General features: G+C 57.8%; 14 protein-coding genes and 1 pseudogene. 7 read left to right on the forward strand and 8 right to left on the reverse strand.

Translation table 11 applies throughout. The annotated features are described in order from the left end of the window. Window positions 1-2 precede the first annotated feature (2 nt). From ACIQYF_RS11095 to ACIQYF_RS11105, 3 genes are read left to right on the forward strand one after another with little or no spacing between them, the layout of a single operon-like run. Window positions 3-581 carry a GNAT family N-acetyltransferase gene (locus ACIQYF_RS11095; protein ID WP_402860883.1) on the forward strand — a complete coding sequence of 193 codons (579 nt, stop codon included), beginning with the start codon at window positions 3-5 and terminating at the stop codon, window positions 579-581. Then, window positions 578-2,704 carry a capsular polysaccharide biosynthesis protein gene (locus tag ACIQYF_RS11100; RefSeq protein ID WP_402860886.1) on the forward strand — a complete coding sequence of 709 codons (2,127 nt, stop codon included), beginning with the start codon at window positions 578-580 and terminating at the stop codon, window positions 2,702-2,704. Before ACIQYF_RS11095 ends, ACIQYF_RS11100 begins: the two co-directional genes overlap by 4 nt. A 3-nt stretch (window positions 2,705-2,707) precedes the next feature. After that, window positions 2,708-3,751 carry a phytanoyl-CoA dioxygenase family protein gene (locus ACIQYF_RS11105; protein WP_402860889.1) on the forward strand — a complete coding sequence of 348 codons (1,044 nt, stop codon included), beginning with the start codon at window positions 2,708-2,710 and terminating at the stop codon, window positions 3,749-3,751. Between the two features lie 52 nt (window positions 3,752-3,803). Here ACIQYF_RS11105 and ACIQYF_RS11110 read toward each other — a convergent pair whose 3' ends face one another. The 3 genes from ACIQYF_RS11110 to ACIQYF_RS11120 form a co-directional block, all read right to left on the reverse strand. Beyond that, on the reverse strand, window positions 3,804-5,153 hold the full coding sequence (locus tag ACIQYF_RS11110; protein WP_402861328.1) for an aminotransferase class I/II-fold pyridoxal phosphate-dependent enzyme: 1,350 nt from the start codon (window positions 5,151-5,153) through the stop codon (window positions 3,804-3,806). Between the two features lie 20 nt (window positions 5,154-5,173). Beyond that, window positions 5,174-12,685: an SDR family NAD(P)-dependent oxidoreductase gene (locus tag ACIQYF_RS11115; protein ID WP_402860892.1), complete on the reverse strand. Its 7,512-nt coding sequence runs from the start codon at window positions 12,683-12,685 to the stop codon at window positions 5,174-5,176. A 1,060-nt stretch (window positions 12,686-13,745) separates the two neighbouring features. Continuing rightward, the gene (locus ACIQYF_RS11120; RefSeq protein ID WP_402860895.1) at window positions 13,746-14,951 is read right to left on the reverse strand and encodes an MFS transporter; all 1,206 of its coding nucleotides are present in this window, start codon (window positions 14,949-14,951) and stop codon (window positions 13,746-13,748) included. Between the two features lie 101 nt (window positions 14,952-15,052). Between ACIQYF_RS11120 and ACIQYF_RS11125 the strand changes: the two genes are divergently transcribed. The 3 genes from ACIQYF_RS11125 to ACIQYF_RS11135 all read left to right on the forward strand — a co-directional run bounded on the left by ACIQYF_RS11125 (window position 15,053) and on the right by ACIQYF_RS11135 (window position 18,411). Then, window positions 15,053-15,946 (forward strand): LysR family transcriptional regulator, encoded by an 894-nt coding sequence (locus tag ACIQYF_RS11125; RefSeq protein WP_402860898.1) that lies wholly within the window; start codon window positions 15,053-15,055, stop codon window positions 15,944-15,946. A gap of 472 nt (window positions 15,947-16,418) precedes the next feature. Then, on the forward strand, window positions 16,419-17,036 hold the full coding sequence (locus ACIQYF_RS11130) for a trimeric intracellular cation channel family protein (RefSeq protein WP_402860901.1): 618 nt from the start codon (window positions 16,419-16,421) through the stop codon (window positions 17,034-17,036). A gap of 100 nt (window positions 17,037-17,136) precedes the next feature. Further along, on the forward strand, window positions 17,137-18,411 hold the full coding sequence (locus ACIQYF_RS11135) for a M20 family metallopeptidase (RefSeq protein ID WP_402860904.1): 1,275 nt from the start codon (window positions 17,137-17,139) through the stop codon (window positions 18,409-18,411). A 276-nt stretch (window positions 18,412-18,687) separates the two neighbouring features. On the opposite strand, the gene ACIQYF_RS11140 is transcribed toward ACIQYF_RS11135, so the two are convergent. The 5 genes and pseudogenes from ACIQYF_RS11140 to ACIQYF_RS11160 all read right to left on the reverse strand — a co-directional run. Next, window positions 18,688-19,989, reverse strand: a complete 1,302-nt coding sequence (locus ACIQYF_RS11140; protein WP_402860907.1) for an MFS transporter — start codon at window positions 19,987-19,989, stop codon at window positions 18,688-18,690. A gap of 47 nt (window positions 19,990-20,036) precedes the next feature. Next, on the reverse strand, window positions 20,037-21,194 hold the full coding sequence (gene tcuB, locus ACIQYF_RS11145) for a tricarballylate utilization 4Fe-4S protein TcuB (RefSeq protein ID WP_402860910.1): 1,158 nt from the start codon (window positions 21,192-21,194) through the stop codon (window positions 20,037-20,039). Beyond that, window positions 21,181-22,635, reverse strand: coding sequence for an FAD-dependent tricarballylate dehydrogenase TcuA (tcuA, locus tag ACIQYF_RS11150; RefSeq protein ID WP_402860913.1), 1,455 nt, complete (start codon window positions 22,633-22,635; stop codon window positions 21,181-21,183). Before tcuA ends, tcuB begins: the two co-directional genes overlap by 14 nt. A 170-nt stretch (window positions 22,636-22,805) precedes the next feature. Then, on the reverse strand, window positions 22,806-23,741 hold the full coding sequence (locus ACIQYF_RS11155; protein WP_402861331.1) for a LysR substrate-binding domain-containing protein: 936 nt from the start codon (window positions 23,739-23,741) through the stop codon (window positions 22,806-22,808). Between the two features lie 170 nt (window positions 23,742-23,911). Beyond that, window positions 23,912-24,070: pseudogene (locus tag ACIQYF_RS11160) on the reverse strand (transposase); the annotation flags it as partial. A 240-nt stretch (window positions 24,071-24,310) separates the two neighbouring features. Between ACIQYF_RS11160 and ACIQYF_RS11165 the strand changes: the two are divergent. After that, a complete protein-coding gene (locus ACIQYF_RS11165) occupies window positions 24,311-24,964 on the forward strand; it encodes a hypothetical protein (RefSeq protein ID WP_402860916.1) in 654 nt (217 codons plus the stop codon). Window positions 24,965-24,990 lie beyond the last annotated feature (26 nt).

A 24,990-nucleotide genomic window follows, 5' to 3' on the forward strand; every position in this document is an offset into this window, starting at 1 on the left:
ACATGGTCGCCATTGTGCTGGGTTCAAGCCTGACGCCGGACCTGATCACCGAGCCCAAGCTGTCACGCCTGGTGACGGATGGCCGGGGCTCGCTGGCCTTCATCATCGGCAATTCGGCCACCCGTCAACGCCTGCTTGGCGACAGCATTCATTGGGACCGCATACTGCTGGCCTTCGAAGATGGACAAGCCGTGGGCTATGCCGCACTCAAGTATCAGATGCGCGGGCCGTTTGCGTTGCGCGCCAAACCTTTTATTCGCGAATTTGGCTGGCTCAGTGGCACACTGCGGTTTGCCGCGTTCTGCCTGAGCGAGTGGCGCGAATGGCGTTACCCGTTCCTGCTGTACGGTTTGCGGGTCCGCAAGTCGGCACGCAATCACGGCATCGCCAGCGCGCTGCTGCAGGCGTGCAGCAAACAGGCAGCGACCTGCGGGTTTACGGCTGTTTATCTGGAAGTACCGCTGGCCAATGACCGCGCTCGCCACCTGTACCTGCAAAACGGCTTTAGCCTGCTGCGCAAGCGCTGGGTGCCATGGCCACCCGTGCGCACCATGCGCCGTTATGTGGAGACTCAGCCGTGAACGGTCTTGATACCCCCTTCATCCCTTTGCAACCGCTGGTTGAAGGGCCTGGCTGGATCGGCATCATGTCGCAATGGGTAGCGTGGAAGGTACTGCATTTACCGCAGTTTCTTGGCCCGGAAGGCGAGCCCTTCTGGCTGTGGCAGCGTGGGCGACACGCACCCAAAAACCTGAAAGCTATCGCCGGCATCGGCTACAAACAATCATCGGCGCACGCGCGAGTGCTGTGCCAGCGCTGGGGCTTGCCCTACATCGCACTGGAAGACGGCTTTCTGCGCTCTTCGTCATTGGGTATCGAAGGTGACACGCCGATGTCGATGGTGGTCGACCCGGTGGGCATCCACTACCTGGCAGATCGCCCTTCTCTGCTGGAAAACATTCTTCAGTCACCCGACAGTCTTGGTCCTGACGAACTGCAAAGCGCCCGCCAGTTGATCGAATTGATGCGTCGTACCGGCATCGGCAAATACAACAACGCTCCGGACCTCGACCCCGCCGATCCGCTGGGCCGCGAGCGGCCGTTGATATTGGTCGTGGATCAAACTGCCGGGGATTATTCGATCCCGGGCGGCGGTCTTTGCGAAGCCGATTATGTACGCATGCTTGACGTGGCCATTACCGAAAACCCGGACGCCGAAGTCCGCGTACGCATTCACCCGGACTGTGTTGGCGGACAAAAGCCCAGTTGCCTGCTCGCCGCAGCAACCGCAAGAGGCGTACCGCTAGAGTGTCGGCCAGTGTCTTGGGCTTCGTTGGCACGGCGTGCGCGCCGAGTGTACATCGGCACCAGTCAGGCCGGGCTTGAAGCCTTGATTCAAGGCGTGCCCGTCACCTGCTTTGGCCTGCCTTTTTATGCGGGCTGGGGCCTGACGGACGATCGCATGCCAATCCCGCGTCGCCGGGCACGACCAGACCTGGTGCAACTGGTGGCAGCCGCTTACATTCGCTACAGCCGCTATGTTGATCCGCTCACCAGCCTGCCGACCGATGCCCTGACCATCGCCCGCCAGTTGGCGCGGCAGAAAGCACAAGATGCCGAGTTTGCCGGGAACATTACGGTGCTCGGGATCAAGCGGCATAAACAGCACAACCTGCGGCGTTTTTTCAGCAGCCGCTGGGGTCAGTTGACGTTCGCCGCAGACAGCCCGATGCTGCTGGCGAACGTAGCCGCCCGGCGCGGCACGTTGCTGGTCTGGGCTGCCCGCGAGCCGGCCAGCCTCAAGGCCCGCGCACAGGCTGCGAACGTACCGGTATGGCGCATCGAAGATGGCTTTCTGCGCTCCAACGGGTTGGGCTCGCTCAACGCTGCGGCGTTCTCACTGGTACTCGACCGCAGCGGTATCCACTACGACACCGGCGCGCCTTCTGACCTCGAAACCCTGCTCGAACACGGTGAATTTGACCCCGCGACACTGGCCGAAGCCGCCCGCTTGCGCGAACGGATCGTGGCGCTGGGCGCCAGCAAGTTCAACCTCAAAAGTGACGCCGATCACCGTGTACGGGCACGGCCGGGCCAGCGCCGGATTCTGGTAACTGGCCAAGTGGAGGACGATGCCTCACTGCGCTGCAGTGTCACCCACCTGCACGACAACCTGGCGCTGCTCAGGCATGTTCGCAGCAACGCGCCGGATGCATGGATCGTGTACAAGCCGCACCCGGATGTCGAAGCGGGCAAGCGTCGCGGTACTGTGAGCGAAGTGCTGTTGCACGAACTGGCGGACCAAGTATTGCCCGGAACCGACATCACTCAGCTCTATGCCCAAGTCGATGAAGTGCATACCATCAGTTCGACTGCAGGCTTTGAAGCCTTGCTGCGTCATTTGACCGTCGTGACCTACGGCACCCCGTTTTATGCAGGCTGGGGGCTGACACAAGACCAGCAGCCCTTGCACCACCGAACCCGCCGTCTCAGCCTGGATGAGCTGGTCGCCGGGGTCCTGTTGCGCTATGCGCGCTACGCCGACACACAGACCGCTTTGCCATGCGATGCGTGGCATGCGCTAACATGCCTGTCTAAGCCTCGCACGCCACGCCTGATGCACACGCCGCGTGTTCGCACACTGCTCAATTACACCCGGACCATGCTCGGATTTCACCGTGCTGTGGCTCCGCTAAAGGATTAGTCCATGCCTGCTTCACTGAAGGATCTGGGCCGTTACGCAGCGCTGCCATGGCATTGCCTGCAACTGCTGACCCACGCTAAATCGTTCGAAAACAACCCAGTGCTGGGCAGCTCCCGACTCAACGCCATGGGCCTGCACGTGCAACGTCGCCAGATTGCGATGGCCATGGCGGCCATGCGCCGCCGGGCACTGGCGTCGCGAATGAACCCGGCCGAACTGGCAAGTTTCGAGGAGCAGGGATTCTTCGTGCGTGAGAACGCCCTGCCCGCCGAGCAATTTTCGGCCTTGCGAGCCGAACTGGGTGATTTGCGCAGCACCGGCTGGGAAATGCGTCAGGGCAAGGCGGTGACCCGGCGAGTAAGCCTGGATCAGGACGTACTGGCGAAAAACCCGGCCACCGCAGCCTTTATTGCTGACCGCAGCGTGCGTGATCTGGTGTCGTATGCGTCATCGAATACGGGGGGTATCACCTATCAATTACAGTCGATCGTGATAGATGCCGTGAACCCCAATGAAGATCCGCAAACCCGCCTGCACAGTGACACTTTCCATCCGACCGCAAAGGCGTGGTTGTTTCTGGATGACGTGGCCGACGATCAGGGACCGTTCAGCTATGTGCCAGGCTCACATCGCCTGACGCCCGAGCGATTAGCGTGGGAGTACCGTCAAAGCCTGGGCGCAGCCTGTTCACCCGAGCAAATGCACCGCGAGGGCTCGTTCCGGATTTATGAGAATGAATTGGCCGGGCTGGGTTTACCGCCACCGCGGCGCTTCTCGGTACCCGCCAATACTCTGGTAGTGGCTGACACATCGGGCTTCCATGCCCGCTGCCCGAGTTTGCGCCCCAGCCACCGGGTGGAAATCTACGCAAGCCTGCGCCGCAACCCGTTTATCCCGTGGCGCGGCGCCCACCTGTTCGCCCTGCCATGGATTGCCAACCACCACATGCGCTGGGACATTCGTCTCAAACGCATGATGGGGTTTGATAAACGCAGTCACTGGCGGTTTATCGAACAGCTCAATGCCTATGAGAAACCGTTTATCTAGGGTCTGTACTAAATGTTTTCGATAGCGTCTGAAGGCGCTGGAATCGGGCAGCTCAGCCCAGACGCGCCAGCTCTTCAGCCACGATGGCCACGGTACGGCTGATCTGCTCTTCGGTGTGCTCACAAGACACAAAAAAGCGCACCCGCGCAGTTTTCTCCGGCACCGCGGGATAGAGGATCGGCTGCGCGTTGATTCCTCGCTCAAACAGGGCGCTGGACAACTGCCCCGCCTTGAGCGAACTGCCGGTAATAACCGGTATCACAGCCAGCCCGGTACTGGTTGCCGTATCCAGCCCGGCCGCCTTGGCCAGTTGCAAAAATTGCTGGCCACGAGCCTGAACGGCCTGTACTCGCTCATGGTCATTGGCCAGGCAACGCAACGCCGCCAAGGCCGACGCCGTGACGGACGGGGGGATGCCCACGCTATAGAGAAAACCCGGCGCCAGAAATTTCAAATGCTCGACCAGCGCCGTATTGCCCGCAATGTAGCCACCACAGCTGGCGAGAGTTTTGCTCAGGGTCCCCATCCATATGTCTACGTCATCCCCGGCAAGGCCGAAGTGCTCACGTATGCCCTTGCCTGTCGCGCCCATGACGCCCAACGAATGAGCCTCATCGACCATGAGGAAGATTTTGTGCTTGCGCTTGAGCTCGACGAACCGCGGCAAGTCCGGATAGTCACCGTCCATGCTGTAAATACCTTCGACCACCACCAGCACCCGTTCAAAATGCTGGCGTTGCTCATCCAGAATCCGGTCCAGTGCTTGCCAGTCATTGTGAGCAAAGCTCAGGCGGCGGGCACCCGAGAGCTGTATGCCCTGCAATACGCTGTTATGCACCAACTCATCATGCAGGACTAAATCCCGCGGACCAAACAGATAGCCGATGGTGGTGACATTAGTGGCATGACCGCTGACAAACACAACCGCGTCATCCACTTCGTAAAGACTGGCCAGCTCGCGCTCCAGCTCGCGGTGCAACGGTCGATCACCGGACACCGCGCGACTGGCCGACACCGAGGTGCCGTAACGATCGATCGCGTCCTTGGCTGCCTGAGCCACGGCCGGATGCCCGCTATAGCCCAAGTAGTTGTAGCTCGCGAAGTTCACATAATCGCGGCCGCCAATGCAGGTTTTGGCACCTGCCAGCCCGTCATGCAAACGAAAAAACGGATTTCCCAACCCCATGCGGGCTGCACTTTGTTGCATGAACTGCATCTGCTGATAGCCGGGATACTGATCAAACTGGTAAAACGCCTCGGGAACTTTTAGTGCCGCCTGCTGCGCTTGCTCAAGGGTCACGCCATCGCTGCCTGCTGTGGCGTTGCGACGGCGCTCAAGTGCTTGCTGGATCAACCGCTGCTTGATACCCCCGCTCAGGCCTCCGGGTGTTTTTGCACTTATCTCACTCAAGCAGGTATCACTCACTGAATCAAACGGTTAGGTGTTGCAGCACTTTCGACCACTTCGGCCACTTGTTCGTGGGTCAGGTGCGTGCCGTGAATAGCCAATACACTTTCGGCCAGCGCTGCAGGTTCCGACGACTCGTTGGCCGGGGCCTCACCGCGCAGCAGGCTCAAAATACGCACGCTGAGCTTGTCTATGCTGGAGCTTTCGCTGAGTTCCATGACCGGCAGGCGAACGCCAAAGCGCTCTTCCAGTGCCACGATCAGTTCGACACTCATCAAGGAGTCCAGGCCCAGCTCCTGCAACGGTCGCTGTGTATCCAGGCGCGCTGCCGGCAGGCGCAAGATTTCACAGACTTCGTGCTTGAGCAGTTCAGCAAAGCGCTCCAGCAGCTGGGCATCGTCGAGCTCGACGAGCATGCGCTGAATGTCTTCGGCGTCGTTATCGTCGTCCTGATCACCGCCGTGGGCGCGCACCAGCTCCAGGAAACGCGGGGACGCAGCGCTTGGCAGGAAACGCGACAACGCTTTCCACTCCAGCTCCAGCACACCGGTGCCGTCATCGCCGTTGAGCAACATCTGCTCCAGATGCGACAACGCGACTTCGGCCCGCAGCGCAGCGCCGCCCATACGGCTTTGCAGCGCATCCTTGATCTGCTCGTTGCGGGCGAGAAAACCTACATCGTCGATTGCGCCCCACAGCACGGCGGTGGCCGCCAGCCCTTGAGCACGGCGATATCGGGCCAGTGCTTCAAGCCAATGGTTGGCCGCCACGTAGTTAGCCTGCCCGGGGTTGCCGAACAGAGTGGTGGCCGAGGAGAACAGCACAAAAAAGTCCAGCGCCAGCTCACGGGTCAGTTGGTGCAGGTATTGCGCCCCCTTGGCCTTGGGTTCCAGCACGCGCTGCAACTGCTCGGCGTCGAGATTGCGGATCAGGCTGTCATCAATGACGGTGGCTGCGTGCACCAAGCCCCGTAACGGGTACGGACTGGCTGCGATGCGCTCAAATACACTGCGCAACTGAGCTTCATCGGTGATGTCGCACGCCACCGCCTGTACATCGATGCCTTGCGCGTGCCACAGGGCCAGGCTTGGCTGGACTTCAAGGCTGGCCGCACCACGGCGGCCCAGCAGCACCAGATGCCGTGCGCCCTTGTCCACCAGCCACTGCGCGGTACGCAGGCCGAAGCCACCGACCCCGCCCGTGATCAGGTAAGTCGCTTCGCCACTGAGTTGCAAACCCCTGGCAGGCTGGGCGCGGGTTTCCACCAAGTGCTCGATAGGGTTGCTATAGGTCACGACGATCTTGCCGATCTGACGTGCCTGCTGCATGTAGCGGAACGCTTCAACCACTTGATTGGCGTCGAACTCGCGGTACGGCAGCGGGTGCAGGATGCCTTGCTCGAACAACGCCATCATGTTCCCGAACAGGCGTCGGGTCAGGTCAGGACGCTCGCTCATCAGCTGATCAGCGTCGATGCCGAAGTAGCTGATGTTGTTGCGGAACGGTCGCAATCCGATACGGGTGTTCTGGTAGAAGTCGCGCTTGCCCAATTCCAGGAAGCGGCCGAACGGTTTAAGGACGCGCAGATTACGGTTGATCGCCTCACCTGCCAACGAGTTGAGCACCACGTCGACACCACGTCCGCCGGTCACCGCCAGCACTTCATCGGCATACGCCAGCGAGCGCGAATCGAAAATGTGCTCGACGCCCAGCAAGCGCAGGAAGTCGCGCTTTTCGTCACTGCCGGCGGTGGCGTAAATCTCGGCACCGCACCATTTGGCAATTTGAATCGCGGCAATACCGACACCACCCGCAGCACCGTGGATCAGGACTTTTTCGCCCGGTTCCAGACGTGCCAAGTAATGCAACGCGTAGTACACGGTGAAGAACGTACTCGGAATAGTCGCAGCCGCTTCAAACGACATGCCTGCCGGGATTTTCGCCACCGCGTTGGCGTTGGTCACCAGACGGTTTGAAAAACTGCAAGGACCAAAGCCTACGACCCGGTCGCCGGGCGCAAAATCACCCAGGACCTCAGCGCCCTTGCCTTGCACCACACCGGAAAATTCAAACCCCAGGGTTGGGCCAGAGAAGCCGTTTTCGATGGCTTCATCGGACAACAGCCCCAATGCAAACATTACGTCACGGAAGTTCAGACCCGTGGCGCGCACGGCGATATCCAGCTCGTCCACGGCCGGCACAGCTCGATCGCGTACTTCCCAACGCAGATTGCGCAATTGACCTGGCAAATCAAAGCCCAGGCTGATTCGCGTGTCCTTGGCCTCTACTGCCTGGGCATGCTCCGCCAGAACCCGCAGGCGCGGCACATAGCGTTGACCGTCAGCGGTGATTGCCATTTCGGTTTCGGCATCGGCATGCAGCAACGCAGGGATCAAGCTGACCAAAGGCGCGTTGAGTGCCAGGTCCAGCAGGCGGATGCGACAGCTTGCAGACTCATTGGCCAAGGTCCGGCCAAAGCCCCAGAAGGCCGCATCAGCAATGGCGTTCACATCCGATGCGGGTTCGGCACCGTACCAGTGACCGGCCGCACCACGGCTAAGCAGCCAGCAAGTCGGGGCCATAGCCAACGACTCGCAAGCCTGAACCAGCGCAGCCGCCTGCATGCAGCGGGCACCTTGTGCGTCCAACCCCTGCGCCGCATCAAGCCCGGCCACATGCACCACCTGTTGAGGGGCCTGAGCCAGCGCAAGCAATTGCTGCGCCACGGCATGGGCATCGCCCGGCGCCAGCAGGCTTACCACCTGGCCTTGCTCACGCAAGCTATCGACCAGTTCTTCAACGCCCGCGTGCGGGTGTTCAGCCAGCAGCGCCCAATGCTGCACAGCAACTTCAGGGGCAACGTTGCCCGTCGTGTCGCCTTTGCCGGCCAGCAACAGATAGCTGCCACAGGCATTGCCCGGCAACGCCTCAAGGGTGTGGGTCAGGGTCAATCCGTGACGTTGCAGTTCAACTTGCCAGAATGACGGACGCTGCTGACGCGACAAGGCCTGTTCAGGACCTTCCAGCCACCAGTCACTCCGGGCACCGAACACAAAGTCAGCACAGCGCGTCGGGTGCTGCGCCAGCACCGCCACCTCGCCATGCGGGTTGAGATGGCTTGCAGCCTGACGCAACGCCTCGCCAACGGCATCCAGAGCCGCCAGATCGCTGGGCACCAGCACCCAGTCAAAATGGCTGGCAGCACTCAGTTGAGCAAAGTCAATCAGCTGTAGCGCCGGGCAATCTGCCCGCAGCATCTGCGCCAACTCTGGGTCTTCCACGCAATAGCTGTAATCGACACGATCAAAATCGATCCCGGCGTACAGTGACTCGGCAAATGACTGCCCGCCCAGGCCCATCTCCAGTACCCGAAGACGCTGCCCGTCAGGCAACGCCGCCAGGCGCTGCGCGAGGGTATCGCGGATACCGGCCAACAAACGCTGTTGGCCAACCGAACCCAGCACCAGTCGCATCAGATTGGCGCCACTGGTTTCGCGGGGCAGCAACTGCTCAAGGGTCTGTTGCCCGTCCAGCAATGCTCGCAAATGGCGACCGATGCGGCCCACCGAATGAATCAGTTGAAAATGCTCCGGATAGCTCTGGAACAGTTCTTGCCAAATAGCTTGACTGGCAGGACGCTCGCCGGTGTCTACGATGCTTACGCTGCCGCTGGCATCGCGGCTCAGGCTGCCGTCTTCCAGGCCATGGCGCAGCAAGGTGCTCAGATAGTGACTGGAAACGCCATCCTGTTGCGACCACAGGGTTATTTGCTCAGCGCTCAGCTGCCCCCCCGCCTGCTCGATCAGGTCCTGCACAAAACTTGCGCACAACACATCCAGCAATGGCTCGACTTCGTTCAGGTAACGCAGCTGCGCAGGCTCATCACCCAGCGTCTGAAAATGCGTCAGTAGCGGCGAGCTGTCGATGGCCGCTCGCTGCACCGGAGTGACCTGACCAGGAGAAGCAATGCCCACGTGGGCCATGTGCTTGATATCACCGTTGCGGTCACGCTGCAGACGCACGCCGCGGAAACGCGCGTCCTTTATCGCCAACACGGCAGCGCCAGTGGCGTCGAACAGGGTGAAATCCACCAGCAACGAATGCTCTGTGCGTTTGAGTTGGCGCACCTCGGCCAGGCACGGTATGCCACCCGCCTTAGCGTAGGCGATACGCCCCAGCTTAACCGGAATAAACGCCAACCCCTTGTTAGTGCCAGGCTGGCCCACCAGCAATTCGGTAATCAGCTGGAACGCGCCATCCAGCAATGCAGGGTGCACATACAGGTCGTCCATTTCAGGGCGAATAACCTCAGGCACGCTCAATTGCGCGAGGATGCGCGCCGGCTCGACCCACACTGCCGCGACGGTTTGATAGGCCGGGCCGTAGTTCAGGCCCACGGCACAGGTCAGCGCCAAATGCTGTGCACCGGTAAAGTCCGCCGGGCGTGACGGCAAGGCAGGTGCACGCCCGCTCAGCATCACGCCTCGGGCTTCACCGGGAAGACGCGCCACCACGTGCTGTACCCATTCTTCGTGCTGGGCATAGCCGCGGGAGGCAATGTGCAAAGAGCCATCAGCCGGCTCGATATTGATCCGGATTTTTTTGCTGCCGTCATGACTGAGCAGCAGCGGGTTATGTATTTCCAGTTCTTCGATGTCGACGAACTCGCCCGGCTGGTGCTGCAAGGCCGCCGCCAGCGCCAATTCGCTAAAGCCGGCGCCCGGAAACAGAACAGCTTCACCGACCTTGTGATCGCCCAAACTAGGGAACAATTGGGTATCGAGGCGATTTTCCCAAGTCAGCGCACTATCAGGCAGCAAGTGACCCAACAAAGGGTGTACACGCTTGCGTTGCAGTACCCCGAGCGACTCGGCGCTGACCGGCAGGTAGAAATGTTCGCGCTGCCAGCTGTAGTTCGGCAGATTCACGTGGCGCCCGGTGACCGGAAAATGCGTTTGCCACTGCGGTTGCGCACCGGCAATCAGCAGTTTGGCAACGCTGCGTTCCAGCAGGAAAACGCTGTTGTCCTTGCGCAACAATGTGGCAATCACTTGGCCTGGGCGCTCAGCGCTCGTCAGTGCATCCGCGACATAGGCGCGCAAAATCGGGTGCGGACCCACCTCGACAAACAGGTTAAAGCCCTGCGCAACCAGTGCATCCATCGCGCCCTGGAACAACACAGGCATACGAATGTTCTGCCACCAGTAGTGGCTATCCAGACTCTCACCGTCCAGCTCTGCGCCGATCACGGTGGAATAAAACGGCAGTGTGGTACTACGTGGACGAATGTGCGCCAGATCAGCAATCACTTGCTGCTCTATAGGGTTCATGCTCGGGGAGTGGAAAGCGTAATCCAGATCCAGCAGGCGGATAAACACTTGGCGCTCGCTCAGCACTTGCTCCAGTTGAGTCAAGGCTTCAAGCGGACCGGCCACTGTGGCGCCACGGGTGCTGTTTTCTCCCGCGATCACCAGTTGTTGGTCCAGCCCCAGCTCCATCAGCACTGCCGCGGTCGCTTCGGCGCAGAGGCCGACAGCGGCCATGCGGCCAGTACCACGGGTCAGCCCTTGCAGACGACTGCGATGGAAAATGACTTGAGTCGCATCTTCCAGACTCAGGGCACCACTGGCCCATGCCGCCGCTACTTCGCCGACGCTGTGACCGATTACTGCGCACGGATGAAAACCTTGCGCCGCCAGCACGCGGGTGACTGCCACTTGCAAGGCAAACAGCGCAGGCTGAGCGATCTCGGTACGCACGTATCTGTCGTCGCCGTTTTCACCCAACAGCTCGGCCCGCAACGAATAACCGGCCAATGGCTGGAACAGTGCATCGACTTCGGCCACGGCCAGCTCAAAAACAGGGTCGCCGAGCATCGCACGGCCCATACCTTGCCATTGCGAACCGTTGCCCGAATAGATAAAGACCGGGCCCTCGGCGCTGTCCAGCGCCTGACCTGCCTCGACAACTGAGCTCAATTCGCTCAGGCTCGGATCCTGGGCGTAGTCGGCCAGAGCCTGCGCAGCTTCGGCACAATCGGAGCCAATCAACAGCAGGCGATGGGAGTGGGCATCACGGCGAAACAGGGCTTGATAGGCGACGTCGTAAAAATCGGCCTCAGGCCTGGATGCCAGATAATCAGCGTAAGCCTGAGCCGTCGCACGCAAGCCTGCTGCGTCTTTGGCACTGAGCATCAACGGCAGGCGACGCACTGGCGTTGACTCGCGGGAGGCAGCGACAGGCTCGGCACTTTGCAAAATAACGTGAGCGTTGGCGCCACCAAATCCGAAAGAGTTGATACCGACCGTCAGTTGCCCTTGCGCCTTGAGTGGCTGATTGGCGGTGACCACCTGCAGGTTCAGGTCGGCAAACGGAATCGTCGGATTGAGTGCATCGCCGCCGATGGTCGCGGGCACCATCCGCTCATTCAGGCAATTGAGGGCCTTCATCAAACCGGCTACCCCCGACGCCGCCTCGAGGTGCCCAAGGTTACTTTTCACAGACCCTATCGGCAGCGGATTACCCGTGCCACGGGCCTGGCCCAGTGACTCGCCGATGGCCCGACTCTCAATCGGGTCACCCACTGCGGTTCCCGTACCGTGGGCTTCGAGATAGTCCAGCTGCGAAGGGGCGATACCGGCCTTGGCGTAGACACCTTTAAGCAACGCCGCCTGAGCTTCAGCGCTGGGCAGCGTCAGACTCGACTTGCGGCCATCGGTATTGACCGCGCTGGCCGCTACCACGGCCAAAATCGGGTTGCCATCAGCCAGCGCCTGATCGTAGTCCTTGAGCAAGAACAGCCCACCGCCCTCCGAACGCGCATAACCATCACCGTTCTGATCGAACGACTGGCAACGCCCCGTACGCGACAGCATTGAGGCCTTGGCAAATATCATGAAGCCGAACGGGTGCATGTGCAGGCTGATCCCGCCGGTCACAGCCTGGTCGATATCACCACTGAGAATCGCCTGACACGCCTGATGGAAGGCAACCAGTGAAGACGAACACGCAGTGTCGATGACCATGCTCGGGCCACGCAGGTCGTAAAAGAAGGACAGACGATTGGCGGCAATACTCATGGTATTACCAGTGGCCGTGGCCGCGTCGATGGACGCCATGTCATCGACGACGCGGTAAGCCTGCTCGACGCTGGCAATACCCAGGTAAACGCCACAATGGCTGCCCCGCAGGCTAGACGGCTTAACCCCGGCGTTCTCGAAGGTTTCCCAGCACATTTCGAGCAACATTCGCTGTTGCGGATCCATCATCACGGCTTCGCGTGGCGAAATGCTGAAAAAGGCCGCATCAAAAGCGGTGACATCGCCCAGAGAGCCCGAGGCGAAGGTATAGGTGGAGGCCGGACTCGCTTTGTCAGGATGTAAAAATTCGGCATGTTCCCAGCGTGAGGCATCGACCTGAGTCACCAGATCTCGCCCTTCCATCAGGTTCTGCCAGAAGCTACTGGCCGTGGAACCGGGAAAACGGAAAGAATTACCAACGATTGCTACCTGCCTACGCTTTGTCAAAACCATTCCTTAAAAATACTCATGACAACCATCCCATCCTGTCGATGGCGGCATGCCGAGCATGTTAATTGCTGGCAAGTTGTGTAGCGTCGCCTGGATGTTGTCGATATATCTGCGACTACTTGCTGCGCACACTGAACGAATAAGATCTATTGACGTAATTTTCTTAGGAAAATTCCTACATAAGTTTTGAATAATACTCGATCTGTGTCATGAGGGAAAACGTCTTGAGCTCTGCGCGATGACTTCCCGCCCAGTGACACGCAGCGCGATGACGAAAGCAACGGAGGCACTCGACAGGCCCCCGAAACCTCGCCCCACCTGATTTACCGTGCCCATAAAAAAGTCCGCAGATCAGAATCTGCAGGATTTTCGAAGGTGGAGGCCGAAGCCGGAATCGAACCGGCACGGGCGATTTGCGATCCGCAGATATTATTTTATAAATCAGCTAGTTACTGAAAAATATAGTTCGCGAACGCGATAAATGTGTGTGCTGGTACGTCAGACGGATCAAGGCTCAGGCTTCGAATTGCGAACCTCAATTCCCCACTCGTACTTAATGGGTCGTAGTAATAAGCCCTCCAACACACGCGATGATAGAGAGCTGTGAGCCTGCAGCCAGTCTTCAGATTTGTGTGTGTACCCGTGGAGAGTCGGGGCTTTTATCGTCGCGCGCATTCACATGCCGGCAACGGTCCTACTACTATCATCTCGCTTGGGTTTTGCACCGGGCTTGATTTAAGTAAACATTTTTACTCATTTGAACAACGGTAAGTAAGTCACTTTGAAAAGTGGCTTATAGCAATACACCCAACATTTTTAGCTGAATGAGCGGGCAGTCATTGCGTTACTCCCAAGATGGGCAGTGGCAGTAGAGAATGGAGCGACAATTAAATCCGGCCGTGAGCTCTTCGAACGGGCTGTTCGCAGGCTCGTTACGCAGTAGCAAGCGTACGCAAGCGCTCCATGATCCCCACATTCAAAGGGCTTGGCTGATGCCGGGCGCTGCACTCCCACACCGACGCGACATCATCCAGGACGTTTGATGGTTTTAAGCGGCTTAAGACGATACCGAGCGTGACGCCAGCAAGGTCACCGCCGCCGCTAACAGCAGCACGACGGCACTGGCGACAAAAGTGCTCTGATAGCCGCGACTATCAAACAGCAACCCACCCATAGTAGAGCCCAGCGCAATGGCCAGTTGAATCACTGCCACCATCAGACCACCGCCCGCCTCGGCATTGTTTGGCAAGGCTTGTGCAATCCAACTCCACCAAGCCACCGGGGCGGCAGTCGCCAACAGTCCCCATAAACCCAACAACACAGTTACCACAAGGGTCGAGCTTCCAAAAGGGATCAGTGCCAGGGCGATCAACGCCATCAAGGCCGCAATTGCTATCAATACTCGGAACAGACCGCCCCTGAGAAATCGGCCAATGATCAGGGTGCCGATGAAGCCAGCGGCACCGATCACCAGCAAGATCAACGACAACGTGGATACATCAACACGTGTTACCGTTTCCAGGAAAGGCCGCAGATAGGTGAACAGCGCAAACTGCCCCATGAAAAAGGCCCCGCACGCGGCCATGCCCAGCGCCACGGCTCGACGCTTGAACAGTTTGAAGACGTTCCCGGAGCCTGGCAGGCGTGACTCCACCTTCATGGCCGGCAGGCTGCTGTACATCCAGATGAGCGCAACCGCCGCGAGGGGCACCATGCATAAAAAAGCGCCGCGCCAGCCAATTATCGAGCCCAGATAGCTGCCCAGCGGTGCGGCAATCACAGTGGCCAATGCGTTGCCGCCATTGAAGATGGCCAGTGCCTTCGGCACTTGTGGGGTGGGCACCAAGCGCATGGCGGTCGCTGCGGACATCGACCAAAAACCACCGATGACCACGCCGATGAGCGCACGACCGATCATATAAGTCGGGTAATTGGGGGCCAGCCCGATTATCGCGCCCGAGACAGCCATCAACCCGGCCAACGCCAATAGCAGTAACTTTCGGTCGAGACGTCGGGTTGCCCAGGAGATCGACAGGCTGGTCAGCACAGCAAACACTCCTGAAATGGCAATACCTTGCCCTGCCATCCCTTCGCAGACTTGCAGGTCAACAGCCATCGGCGTCAGCAGACTGACTGGCATGAACTCCGAAGCAATCAGGGCAAACACACACAGCGTCATTGCAAAGACGCCGCTCCAGTAGGCGGGTGCCTCGTTGCAGGTGGAAACAGTGCCCATCGGTGCCTCGCCGTCACGTGTCGTCATGTCGCTCATGGTGACGAGCGAATACTCACGCGACTAGCTAATAAATGCTTAACAAGGCTATAAGTACAGCTAATCAATTGCCGCAAACGGGACCCTGCACCATGGCTAAAAGAAACCTCAACGATCTGCTGTCTTTCGTGACGGTAGCGCGCGAAGGCAGCTTCACCCGAGCCGCTGGGGTGCTGGGTGTTAGTCAGTCTGCGTTGAGTCAGGCCATTAGCGGTCTGGAGGCACGCCTGCAAATAAGGCTGCTCACGCGTACCACCCGCAGCGTCTCGCCAACCGTCGCAGGCGAGCGGTTAATACAAGCGATCGGTAATCGCTTCGATGAGATCGAGGCAGAGCTGGATAATCTGACGCACATGCGCGACAAGCCTGCGGGCACCGTGCGTATCACCTGCGGTGATCATGTTTTGCGCACCACGTTGCTGCCCAAACTCTCTGCTCTGCTTCACGAATACCCGGACATCAACGTTGAGTTCGACGTCAATTACGGATTCAGGGACATCGTGGCAGATCGGTTTGATGCCGGCGTACGCCTAGGCGACACCATCGACAAAGACATGATCGCAGTCCCTATAGGCCCACCCTTGCGGATGGCTGTGGTGGCCTTGCCAGCGTACTTTGCCACGCGTGGCGTTCCCGAAAATCCGCGCGACTTGATAAACCATAGGTGTATCAACCAACGCATGCAGACATCAGGCGGGCTCTATGTGTGGGATTTTGAGCAGCGAGACAAACAGGTGAATGTGCGCGTCAACGGCCAACTGATTTTCAACACCTCGAGCCATATCGTGGAGGCGGCATTGGCCGGGCTGGGCATCGCTTACCTGCCTGAGGAAGAGTTCGAGCCGCACCTTAGCGAAGGCAGGCTGATGCGGGTATTGGAGGATTGGTGTCCACCGTTTTCTGGGTACTACTTGTATTACCCCAGTCGTCGACAACCCTCACCTGCCTTTTCACTCGTTGCCAATGCATTGCGCGGACAACAATGATGAGCAAATTCAACATCAACTGTCGGTCGGGAGCTGCGCTGCGTCACAGACTGCAAACGTCCCGACTGCGCCCCTTGGCAGCAACATGACCCACTGTTGCGAATGCTCGCAAAGAAAATAGCTCGGTGTGGACAACACAACCAGGCAGAGCTATTTGCGGAAAAAATTGAGGCACGATTAAAATCTCATCATCAGGGTGCAGCAGCTTGCCCTCATGATAAATACTCGCACCGGTGACAGGTGACTCACCCCCCGACTTTATAGGTAACTGGTTTATCGGTTAACACATCCAGCCCCATGCCCTGGGGAACCGCCACCTTAAGGTTCATTCTCAGCTCGAAAGAATTGTCCTGTGGTATGTAGCTTTGGGCGGTAGAATCCGCACCCAAAAATGCCATGACGGCAGGATTATTTCGGACTATAACCCTTACAACGCCCCTACCTCCCAAGGCTCCTCTGCTAGGTAACAACGATGGAAAATGAGATGTTCTTTGTCATTGATCTCATGGGGACGTTCGTCTTTGCCCTGAGTGGTGCGGTGGCGGCCATTGATCGAAAACTGGATATTTTTGGGGTTATGGTCACAGCCTTTGTGACAGCCTGCGGCGGCGGGGTGATTCGTGATCTGTGCATTGGCGCCCTCCCCCCCGCCGGCCTCATCAACCTTGAGTATCTGAGCGTCGTTGCACTGGCGGTCGCCTTGGCCGCCTTTTTCCAGCATCTGTTACTTAAGCTGGCTCAACCCACGTTGTTCTTCGACGCCGTAGGGCTGGGTTTTTTTGCTGCATTCGGCGTCCACAAAGTCTATGCCCACGTACCGAATATAGAACTGGCCCTGCTGTTGGGTGTGATTACTGCCGTGGGCGGCGGCATTATCAGGGACGTACTGCTCGGTCGTGTCCCCGTGGTATTGACCAAGGAAATCTACGCATCGGCGGCGCTGCTGGGAGCGCTGATCCAGCTACTGGGCGAGTTACAGGTGATTAATCATCACGTGGCGCCCTGGGCTGCCATTGCGGCATGCACCCTGATACGAATGCTGTCGCTGAAATACCAATGGAACCTGCCCGCGATAAAAAAAAATTCCTGAGCCGACCCATAGTCAACACATATCGGCTGTAACGTCACAGAATGACTTGTAGGCAAAGAGACATACCGTCTTGTAACTATTAGCTTGACTGGAGGGGTAGATGGAACATTTGGCTCGTAAAGAACGCATGTCAAAAATGTCCGCCGATATTGGCAAGGTGCTGCCGAACCTGGAGGCGATATACAAAGACCTCCACGCCCATCCTGAGCTTTCAATGCAGGAAATCCGCACGGCGGGCATAGCGGCCTCGTTTATCAAGAAGTTAGGGTATGAAGTCCACGAACAGGTTGGTGTAACCGGCGTGGTCGGCCTATTGAAAAATGGTGAAGGCCCCACGGTCATGCTACGCGCCGACATGGACGCCTTGCCAATGGCCGAAAAGACGGGGCTGCCTTTTGCCAGTCAAAAGAAAGGAAAAAATGCTGACGGGGAAACGGTGGACGTATCCCATATGTGTGGTCACGACCTGCACGTGACGTGGCTGATGGGCACCGCACAACTGATGGCGGATCATCGTGACTTATGGTGCGGTACCTTGATGCTGGTCTTTCAGCCGGGCGAAGAGACCGGGAAGGGAGCCAAGGCGATGATCGACGACGGGATGATTGATCGCTTCCCAAAGCCGGACATCATTTTGGGACAACACGTCATGGTGGGTGAAGCGGGTACGGTTGGGCATCGTGCCGGGGCTATTCTGGCGGCTGGAGACAGCCTGCATATCAAACTGTATGGCCGCGGTGCCCACGGCTCCATGCCACAGAATTCAATTGATCCCGTGGTCATGGCGGCAGCAACTGTCATGCGCTTGCAAACTATTGTCTCCCGTGAATTATCGCCTCTGGAAAGCGGGGTTCTAACCATTGGCGCTCTGCAGGCTGGGACCAAGGAAAATATTATTCCGGATGACGCGGTCATCAAACTGAACATGCGCACTTATGATGAAAATGTGCGGCGCAGGATGCTCGACTCTGTGCATAGGATCTGCAGCGCGGAATGCCAAGCCTCCAACGCTGACCACCCGCCGGAATTCACGACCATTGACAGTTATCCAGTCACTGAAAACGACGCTGTCGCCACCGCCAAACTGGCGCAGGCTTTTGATGATCACTTCGCTGATCGCTCATATGAAACCGAACCGGCATCGGCCAGCGAAGACTTTAGTATTTTCGGGCGAGAGTGGAAGGTTCCCTACGTTTTCTGGTTCGTGGGAAGTACCGAAAAGTCGATATGGCAGCAGGCCTTGTCAAGCGGCAACATTAATCTGATTCCCTCTAATCATTCATCGAAGTTTAACCCACAGATTCACCCTACTCTTCAGACCGGATTGGAAGCAATGCTGGTGGGAGCACTGACCTGGTTGCATGCATCCTCTTGAACAGAATGGGAATATGCACCTGAGTGATCCCTGACCGAATCCGGCTGGGTACATTGCAGGAATTGCGCATTGACCCTACACGTCGACTTCCACCCAGCAATGGGTTCAAGTCTGACACAGTCAGTTGATCAGCCCGGGGCACTTCGGTAGTCACCGGGCGTATGGGGGTATCCCAGCATTTCGCACGGCAACCTCGTTGATACGACTGATGACAATCCCAAGCAGCGGCTCACGCACTGTCGCTACCGAGTAGCAGCGACAGCTATCAAGCGGGAATTAGACGAGTTTGACCGCTAATATTTTTTGCTTGCGATACAGAATCGTTGTCGCGGTAAAGCCGCACATTGCCGCGAACATAAGCCAGTAGGCTGGAGATGCTTTATCCCCTGTGGCCTGGACAAGCAGGGTCGAGATTGCCGGGGTGAAACCGCCAAACAAAGCAGTTGCCAGACTGAACGCCAGCGAGAAGCCAACCACTCGTACGTTCTGAGGCATCACCTCAGTTAATGCTGCAACCATAGCGCCATTGTAAATACCGAAAAAGAATGAGAAGTACAGAAGGACGGCAAGCAATCGTTCGAAACTAGCCGCCTCTGCTAACCAGTGCATTGCGGGATAGGAGGTCAAGAGGCACAGCAGGGAGATCGCTAGAAGCAGGGGGCGACGGCCTATGCGATCGGAAAGCGCGCCGCCTATTGGTAACCAGAAAAAGTTACTGACGCCAACCAGCAACGTGACCACCAGGCTATCGGTGGTGCTCAGGTTCAGCACAGTTCTACCAAACGTTGGGGTATAGACCGTAATCAAGTAGAACGTGGTGGTGGTCATGGAGGCTAGCAATCCGCCCGCAAGCACGGTGCGCCAGTTGTCACGCATCGAGCGAAATACTTCTCGCGTGGTTGGACGGTGCAGGCGTGCAGCGAATGCCGTCGTTTCTTCAAGTGAGCGGCGGATAATGAAGATGAACGGGATAATGACGCAGCCAATAAAAAAAGGAATGCGCCAGCCCCAGTCGGCTATTTCAGCGACCTGCATCGTAGCGTTGATGGTGTATCCAAGCGCGGCCGCGACGACGATTGCAACCTGCTGACTGGCCGATTGCCAACTGGTGTAGAAGCCGGTGTGGCCGGGCGTCGCAATTTCCGCAAGATACACAGAAACACCGCCCATCTCTGCACCGGCAGAGAAGCCTTGCAGCAGCCTGCCCAGCAACACCAGAATCGGTGCTGCGATGCCAATGCTGGCGTAGCCCGGCACCAGGGCGATCAACACCGTACCAGCGGCCATAATCGACAGTGTCACGATCAGCCCCTTACGACGGCCAACCTTGTCGATGTATGCACCCAGTACGATTGCTCCCAACGGACGCATCAGGAATCCAGAGCCGAACACCGCAAAGGTCATCATTAGCGACGCAAATTCGCTGGTTGCTGGAAAGAAGGTCTGAGAGATGTAAGTTGCGTAGAACCCGAAAAGAAAGAAATCGAACTGTTCTAAAAAGTTACCGCTGGTGACCCGAAAAATGGCCCCTAGCTTGGACCCCTTAGTGCGAGTTGTGGCCGTAGTCGTTTTCATCATGGCTGCCGTTATGCTCACTATTGTTTTTGGAATGAGTGCTTAAGCCGTTAGTCGTTGCCAGCAACGACCGGATTGGGTTGGCGTTTCTCAATGGCGTGTTTGAGCAGCGCTGCGCTGCGGAAGATTCCATGGGCGAACTTGCTGTAGGGCATGGTCAGGAAAAAGGCCATGACCAGACCGAGATGAATAGCCAGCATCAAGCCCAAGGCGCTGGTTTCTCGAAGCGCCAAAAGAGCCAGGCCGCTTGCGCTAACCAAAAACAGCAACGCAATGAAACCGCGATCCATAGGTTTCTGCTTCTCGTCACCGTGCGCGGGGTTGCGGTGCAGGTTCAGCCAGAGCAGACCTGCCGGGCCGATCAGCAAACCGATACCACCGACAAAGCCCAACATCACCGGCAAACTGAAGATCGGATAAGGTGCCGACCAATTCAGCACATAGTGAAAAAGCGTGGCCACACCCGTAGCGGCGAAGCACAGCATGAAACCGTAGAAGGTGAGGTGGTGGAAGCGACGCCGCCAGAGGGTGAATTGATCGTCGGCGTTGTTGCAGCCTTTACCATGACCACCGTCCAGATATTTGAGCTTTGCGACGCTAGCCGTTGCTTCCACTGCCGCGGACGCTCTTACTGGCAGAGAAGCCGCCACAGGTGAGACGTTGCGCCAGAAACGTCGCACGCCAATGGTTAACGCGAGCACCGAAAAGCCAAACACTGCGCCGAACATCAACGCCAGGGTGTTGTGCGGGAAGATGCTGTAGAAGTTACCCGCCGCAACCGTGCCGAATAGGTTTCCCATGACCATCAGCGTGAGACATAGAAACAATGCCAGGCCTGCTCCCGAAGCCAGCGCCAGGGTCATACCGTTTCGCTGATACAACTGGCCCATCACCCGCGGCCATGCGTACTCGGCGTAAGTATCAAGGCGGACCTTGGCCATTGCCTTGGGCACATTGACATTGAATTCATGCGGGGCGGAGTACTGACAGGCGTGCAAGCACGCACCACAGTTGTGGCAAAGGTTTGCCAGGTAATGGATGTCCGCCTGGTTGAACTCCAGGCGCCGGGTCATTGCCGGAAACACCGCGCAGAAGCCTTCGCAATAACGACAGGCATTGCAGATGGTCATCTGCCTCTGGACTTCACTTTCGTCAAGATTCAGCAGCGGGATCAAGTCGCCCGATGCTTTGGGATCAAACAGTTGCATGGGAAGACTCCGTATTTACAGATGAAGCGCCAAAGCCCACAGCGGCGGCCGCTTGTACACCGGCTATACGACCGAATGCTGTACCGATGGCCATGCCGATACCTGCGGTGTAGCCCTTACCCAATACATTGCCGGCCATCATTTCTCCGGCTACGAACAGGTTGGGACTCGCTTCTCCGTTGAAGTGCACGGCGGCGGTTTCGTCGGTGGCAAGACCTAGGTAGGTGAATGTGACACCGGGTTTGAGTGGGTAGGCGTAGAAAGGCGGTTTCACCAATGGCCGCGCCCAATGCGTTTTGGCCGGAGTCAATCCGTGGGTGTGACAGTCGTCCAGTACCGTGTGATCGAACGTGCCGACGCGGCAGGCGTTGTTGTAATCCTCTACGGTCTTGACGAATTGTTCTTCTGGCAACTTCAATTTACGAGCAAGTTCTTGCAGGGTATTGGCAGTCGTCCCAGGGAAGACGGGAGGCATGAAGCGCCCGATGGCTTGTTGATCGATAATCGAGTAGGCCTGCTGCCCTGGTTGTCCTGCGACCAAGCGCCCCCAGATTGCATAACGTTTGGGCCAGAAATCCTCACCTTCGTCGTAGAAACGTTCGCCGTCACGATTGACCACGACCCCCAGTGATACACAATCGATTCGGGTACAGATACCGCCGTCGTAGAGTGGCGCGCGGGCATCGATAGCGACCATGTGTGCTTGGGTCGGATCGCCGATTACGTCAGCGCCAAGATCAAGCATGCGCCGCAGCAAAATACCGGTGTTGAATCGGGTGCCGCGGATCAGAAAGTTGTCGGCAGGCCATTCACCGCGCTCGTTCTGGCCCCAGGCTTCGCGTAACCACTCACGATTGGATTCGAAACCACCAGCAGCCAACACGCAGGCCCGGGCCTCGATACGTTCTGCGGCGACGCGCTGACCGTCGACTTGGTGCTCGCCAATGTGGGCCGCGACGAATTTTCCGTCGTCCAGTTCAATGTCGGTGACTTGAGCGTTGTACCGGATTTTCACACCCAACCGTTCAGCGCTGCGAAAGTACGCATTCACCAGCGCCTTGCCGCCACCCATAAAAAAAGCATTGGTGCGCGCCACATGCAGCGCGCCTGACAGAGGTGGCTGAAAATGCACCCCATGTGAGCGCATCCAATCTCGGCAAGAAGAGGATGCCCGAATGGCAATGCGTGCAAGCTTCTCATCAGTAAGACCGCCGGTGACCTTCAACAAGTCTTGCCAGTATTCTTCTTCCGGATAGGCGTCGATCAATACATCCTGCGGCTGGTCGTGCATGCACCGCAGATTACGCGTGTGCTGGGAGTTTCCACCGCGCCAGATTTTCGGAGAGGCTTCCAGCAGCATCACGCTGGCGCCAGCTTCTCTCGCCATCAGAGCGGCGCATAAGGCTGCGTTGCCGCCCCCTATAATTAAGACATCAATCATCATCGCTCCTCGATCAGCAAGGAGGCTGGAACGAACTGCTCCTTGCGTGAGGGGGAACGATAGAGAGGGAGCCCGATAGTCGAAAGGCTGCATTTGACACGGGGTGTTTAGTTTTCCTAAACACCTTGAGTCCTTGCAACGCTCATGCAGCCGTAATTGAGCGCACGCTGTTACACGTCTATCTCTTCAATCCAGGTTGCGCCTGGCCACTGTTTGTCGGCAACCAATTGTCGTGCGACATCGACGATGACCAGCCGGGTTGCCAAGGCCGCCGGAGACAATTCGTCATCAGCCAATGTCGCGAGCAGATTACGGCGGCCCACATGGGGGTCGGTGATTTTAACCAGTGAAAGTCCTGATTCGTTCTTTAATGCAGCTGCTGCACCGGGTTGTATCGTTGCAGCATGACCGGCGCGCACGGCGTTCATCAGTACCGCGAGGCCATCCACCTCCATGATGACATTGGGGGTTAATCCGACCCGCTCGAATGCGCTCATCAATGCCGAACGTAACCCATGCTGAACACTGGGCATCACTAACGGCAAGCCGCCTAATTCGGCTAACTGTACGCTGTCGCCGCGAGGAGCTTGCGGTAGTGTTGGCGAGGCGATAACAAACAGCTTCTCATCCAGGAGGGGAGTCACGCTCCAACGTTTACCTCCTTCGAGCTGGAACAGAATTGCCAGGTCAATCTGCCTGGCGTTTAACTGGCCTGCCAAGTGTCCGGAGAGCATTTCCACTAAATGGAGTTGAATGTCCGGATACCGGGTACGCATGGCGTTGATCAATGGCAGAGCGAGTACCGTCGCGGTAGTAGGTGGCAGACCAACACTGACATAACCACTCATACGCCCGCGATGTGCTGCCATGATGGCGTTTTCCGCTTGGCGCAGGGTCAGTTGGGCATGGTGTAAAAATGCAAATCCAGCGCTGGTAGGCGTCACGCCCGTTGTGGTGCGGTTCAACAGGCGGGTGCACAACTCGCTTTCGAGCTTGGAAATCTGCTGACTGAGAGCCGACACGCCTACGTCCAACTCGAGTGCTGCACGCCCTAAACTGCCATGCTCAATGATTTTTACGAAATAACGCAGTTGTCTTAATTCCAAGGTTGTCGCTTCCCGCAAAAAGGCTAATAGACACTTGAACGTTGTCACGCTAATACGCAACGACAAACCCAATAACAATGGCCGCCCTTCCCGACGACCGACACCGCCCCTGCCAGGCCTACTGAACCAAACTATCAACGCTCTTTGGGCTCGGCTAGCGAAGAAACAGGAATCTGGATCGAATTGACCAATTTGCAGGGTACAGGAGCCATACACGGCAAATGTTCAACACCCGGTTGCAACGCCAAAGCGTTATAGCCTGCGTAATCATCGGTCATCAAATAGCCGCGATAATCACCCAGCAGGCGCAACGGCACCTCCTGCGCACGACAGCGCTCGATCGGTTGAAGGCTGTCAGCCGGACTTTGGCCGCTTGTTCGGCGGCGGGAATCGCTTCATTCCCCGAACCGGTACCGGCCATGTGCAACACGGCGTCGATAAAGTCCTTTGCCTGCGCGGGAGAGCCGCAGCACTTTTGAGCGCGGCCCGGATGCAGCAACCCGCGAATCACCAATCCGGTCGCGGGCTCTCAACAACTCGTCGATCATGCGGTATGCCACGGTGCGGTCGTGGTAGCGCACAGTTTTCTAGCCACGCGCGATGGCCGCCTCAACAGCGTCGAGGTGCTTGTGGGTAAAGGACACAAGAGGTGCTCTTGGGTTGAGGTGACACAGGCTGATATATACGACAAAGTAGGTACGGCCACGCGTAACCGGCTACGATTCAGTCACTGTTTTGACTTTCTCGCGCTCAGCACTTATGGATCGGAGTCCTGTGACATGTCAGTTTCCAATATCGATAAATTCAACCACCTGACTGGCAAAGTTTTTGATGAGCTGTATACCCAGTTTCCAATGCCCTGTGACTTGATCGCAGCCAAGCTCATGGCGCCTGTCCAGACCGCAGCAGGCAGTGATGATCACGTGCTGGAACTCGCTGACCACGACGCGCAATTCTTTCTGGCCACTGTCCGCTGGCTGATCGGCTCCGGGTTTCTGAGCGGCGAAGTCATACCCACAGCCCAAGTCACTGGGGCTGTGCTGACGATCAAAGGGTTTGAGGCGCTAAAAGCCATGCCGCACTGCCTCACCCATGGTCACTCCATCCGTGAACGGATTGCAGAAACCATGAAAGAAGGCAGTAAGGAGACCCTAAAAAGCCTTGTTGCGGAAGAGATCGCCATCGGTGCCAAGCTCATCACACCCGTGATTGAGATCCTTTAATTTCAACGGCGCTTCAAGTAGCCACT

This window comes from Pseudomonas sp. NPDC096917, from assembly GCF_044762555.1.
Lineage (GTDB): Bacteria > Pseudomonadota > Gammaproteobacteria > Pseudomonadales > Pseudomonadaceae > Aquipseudomonas.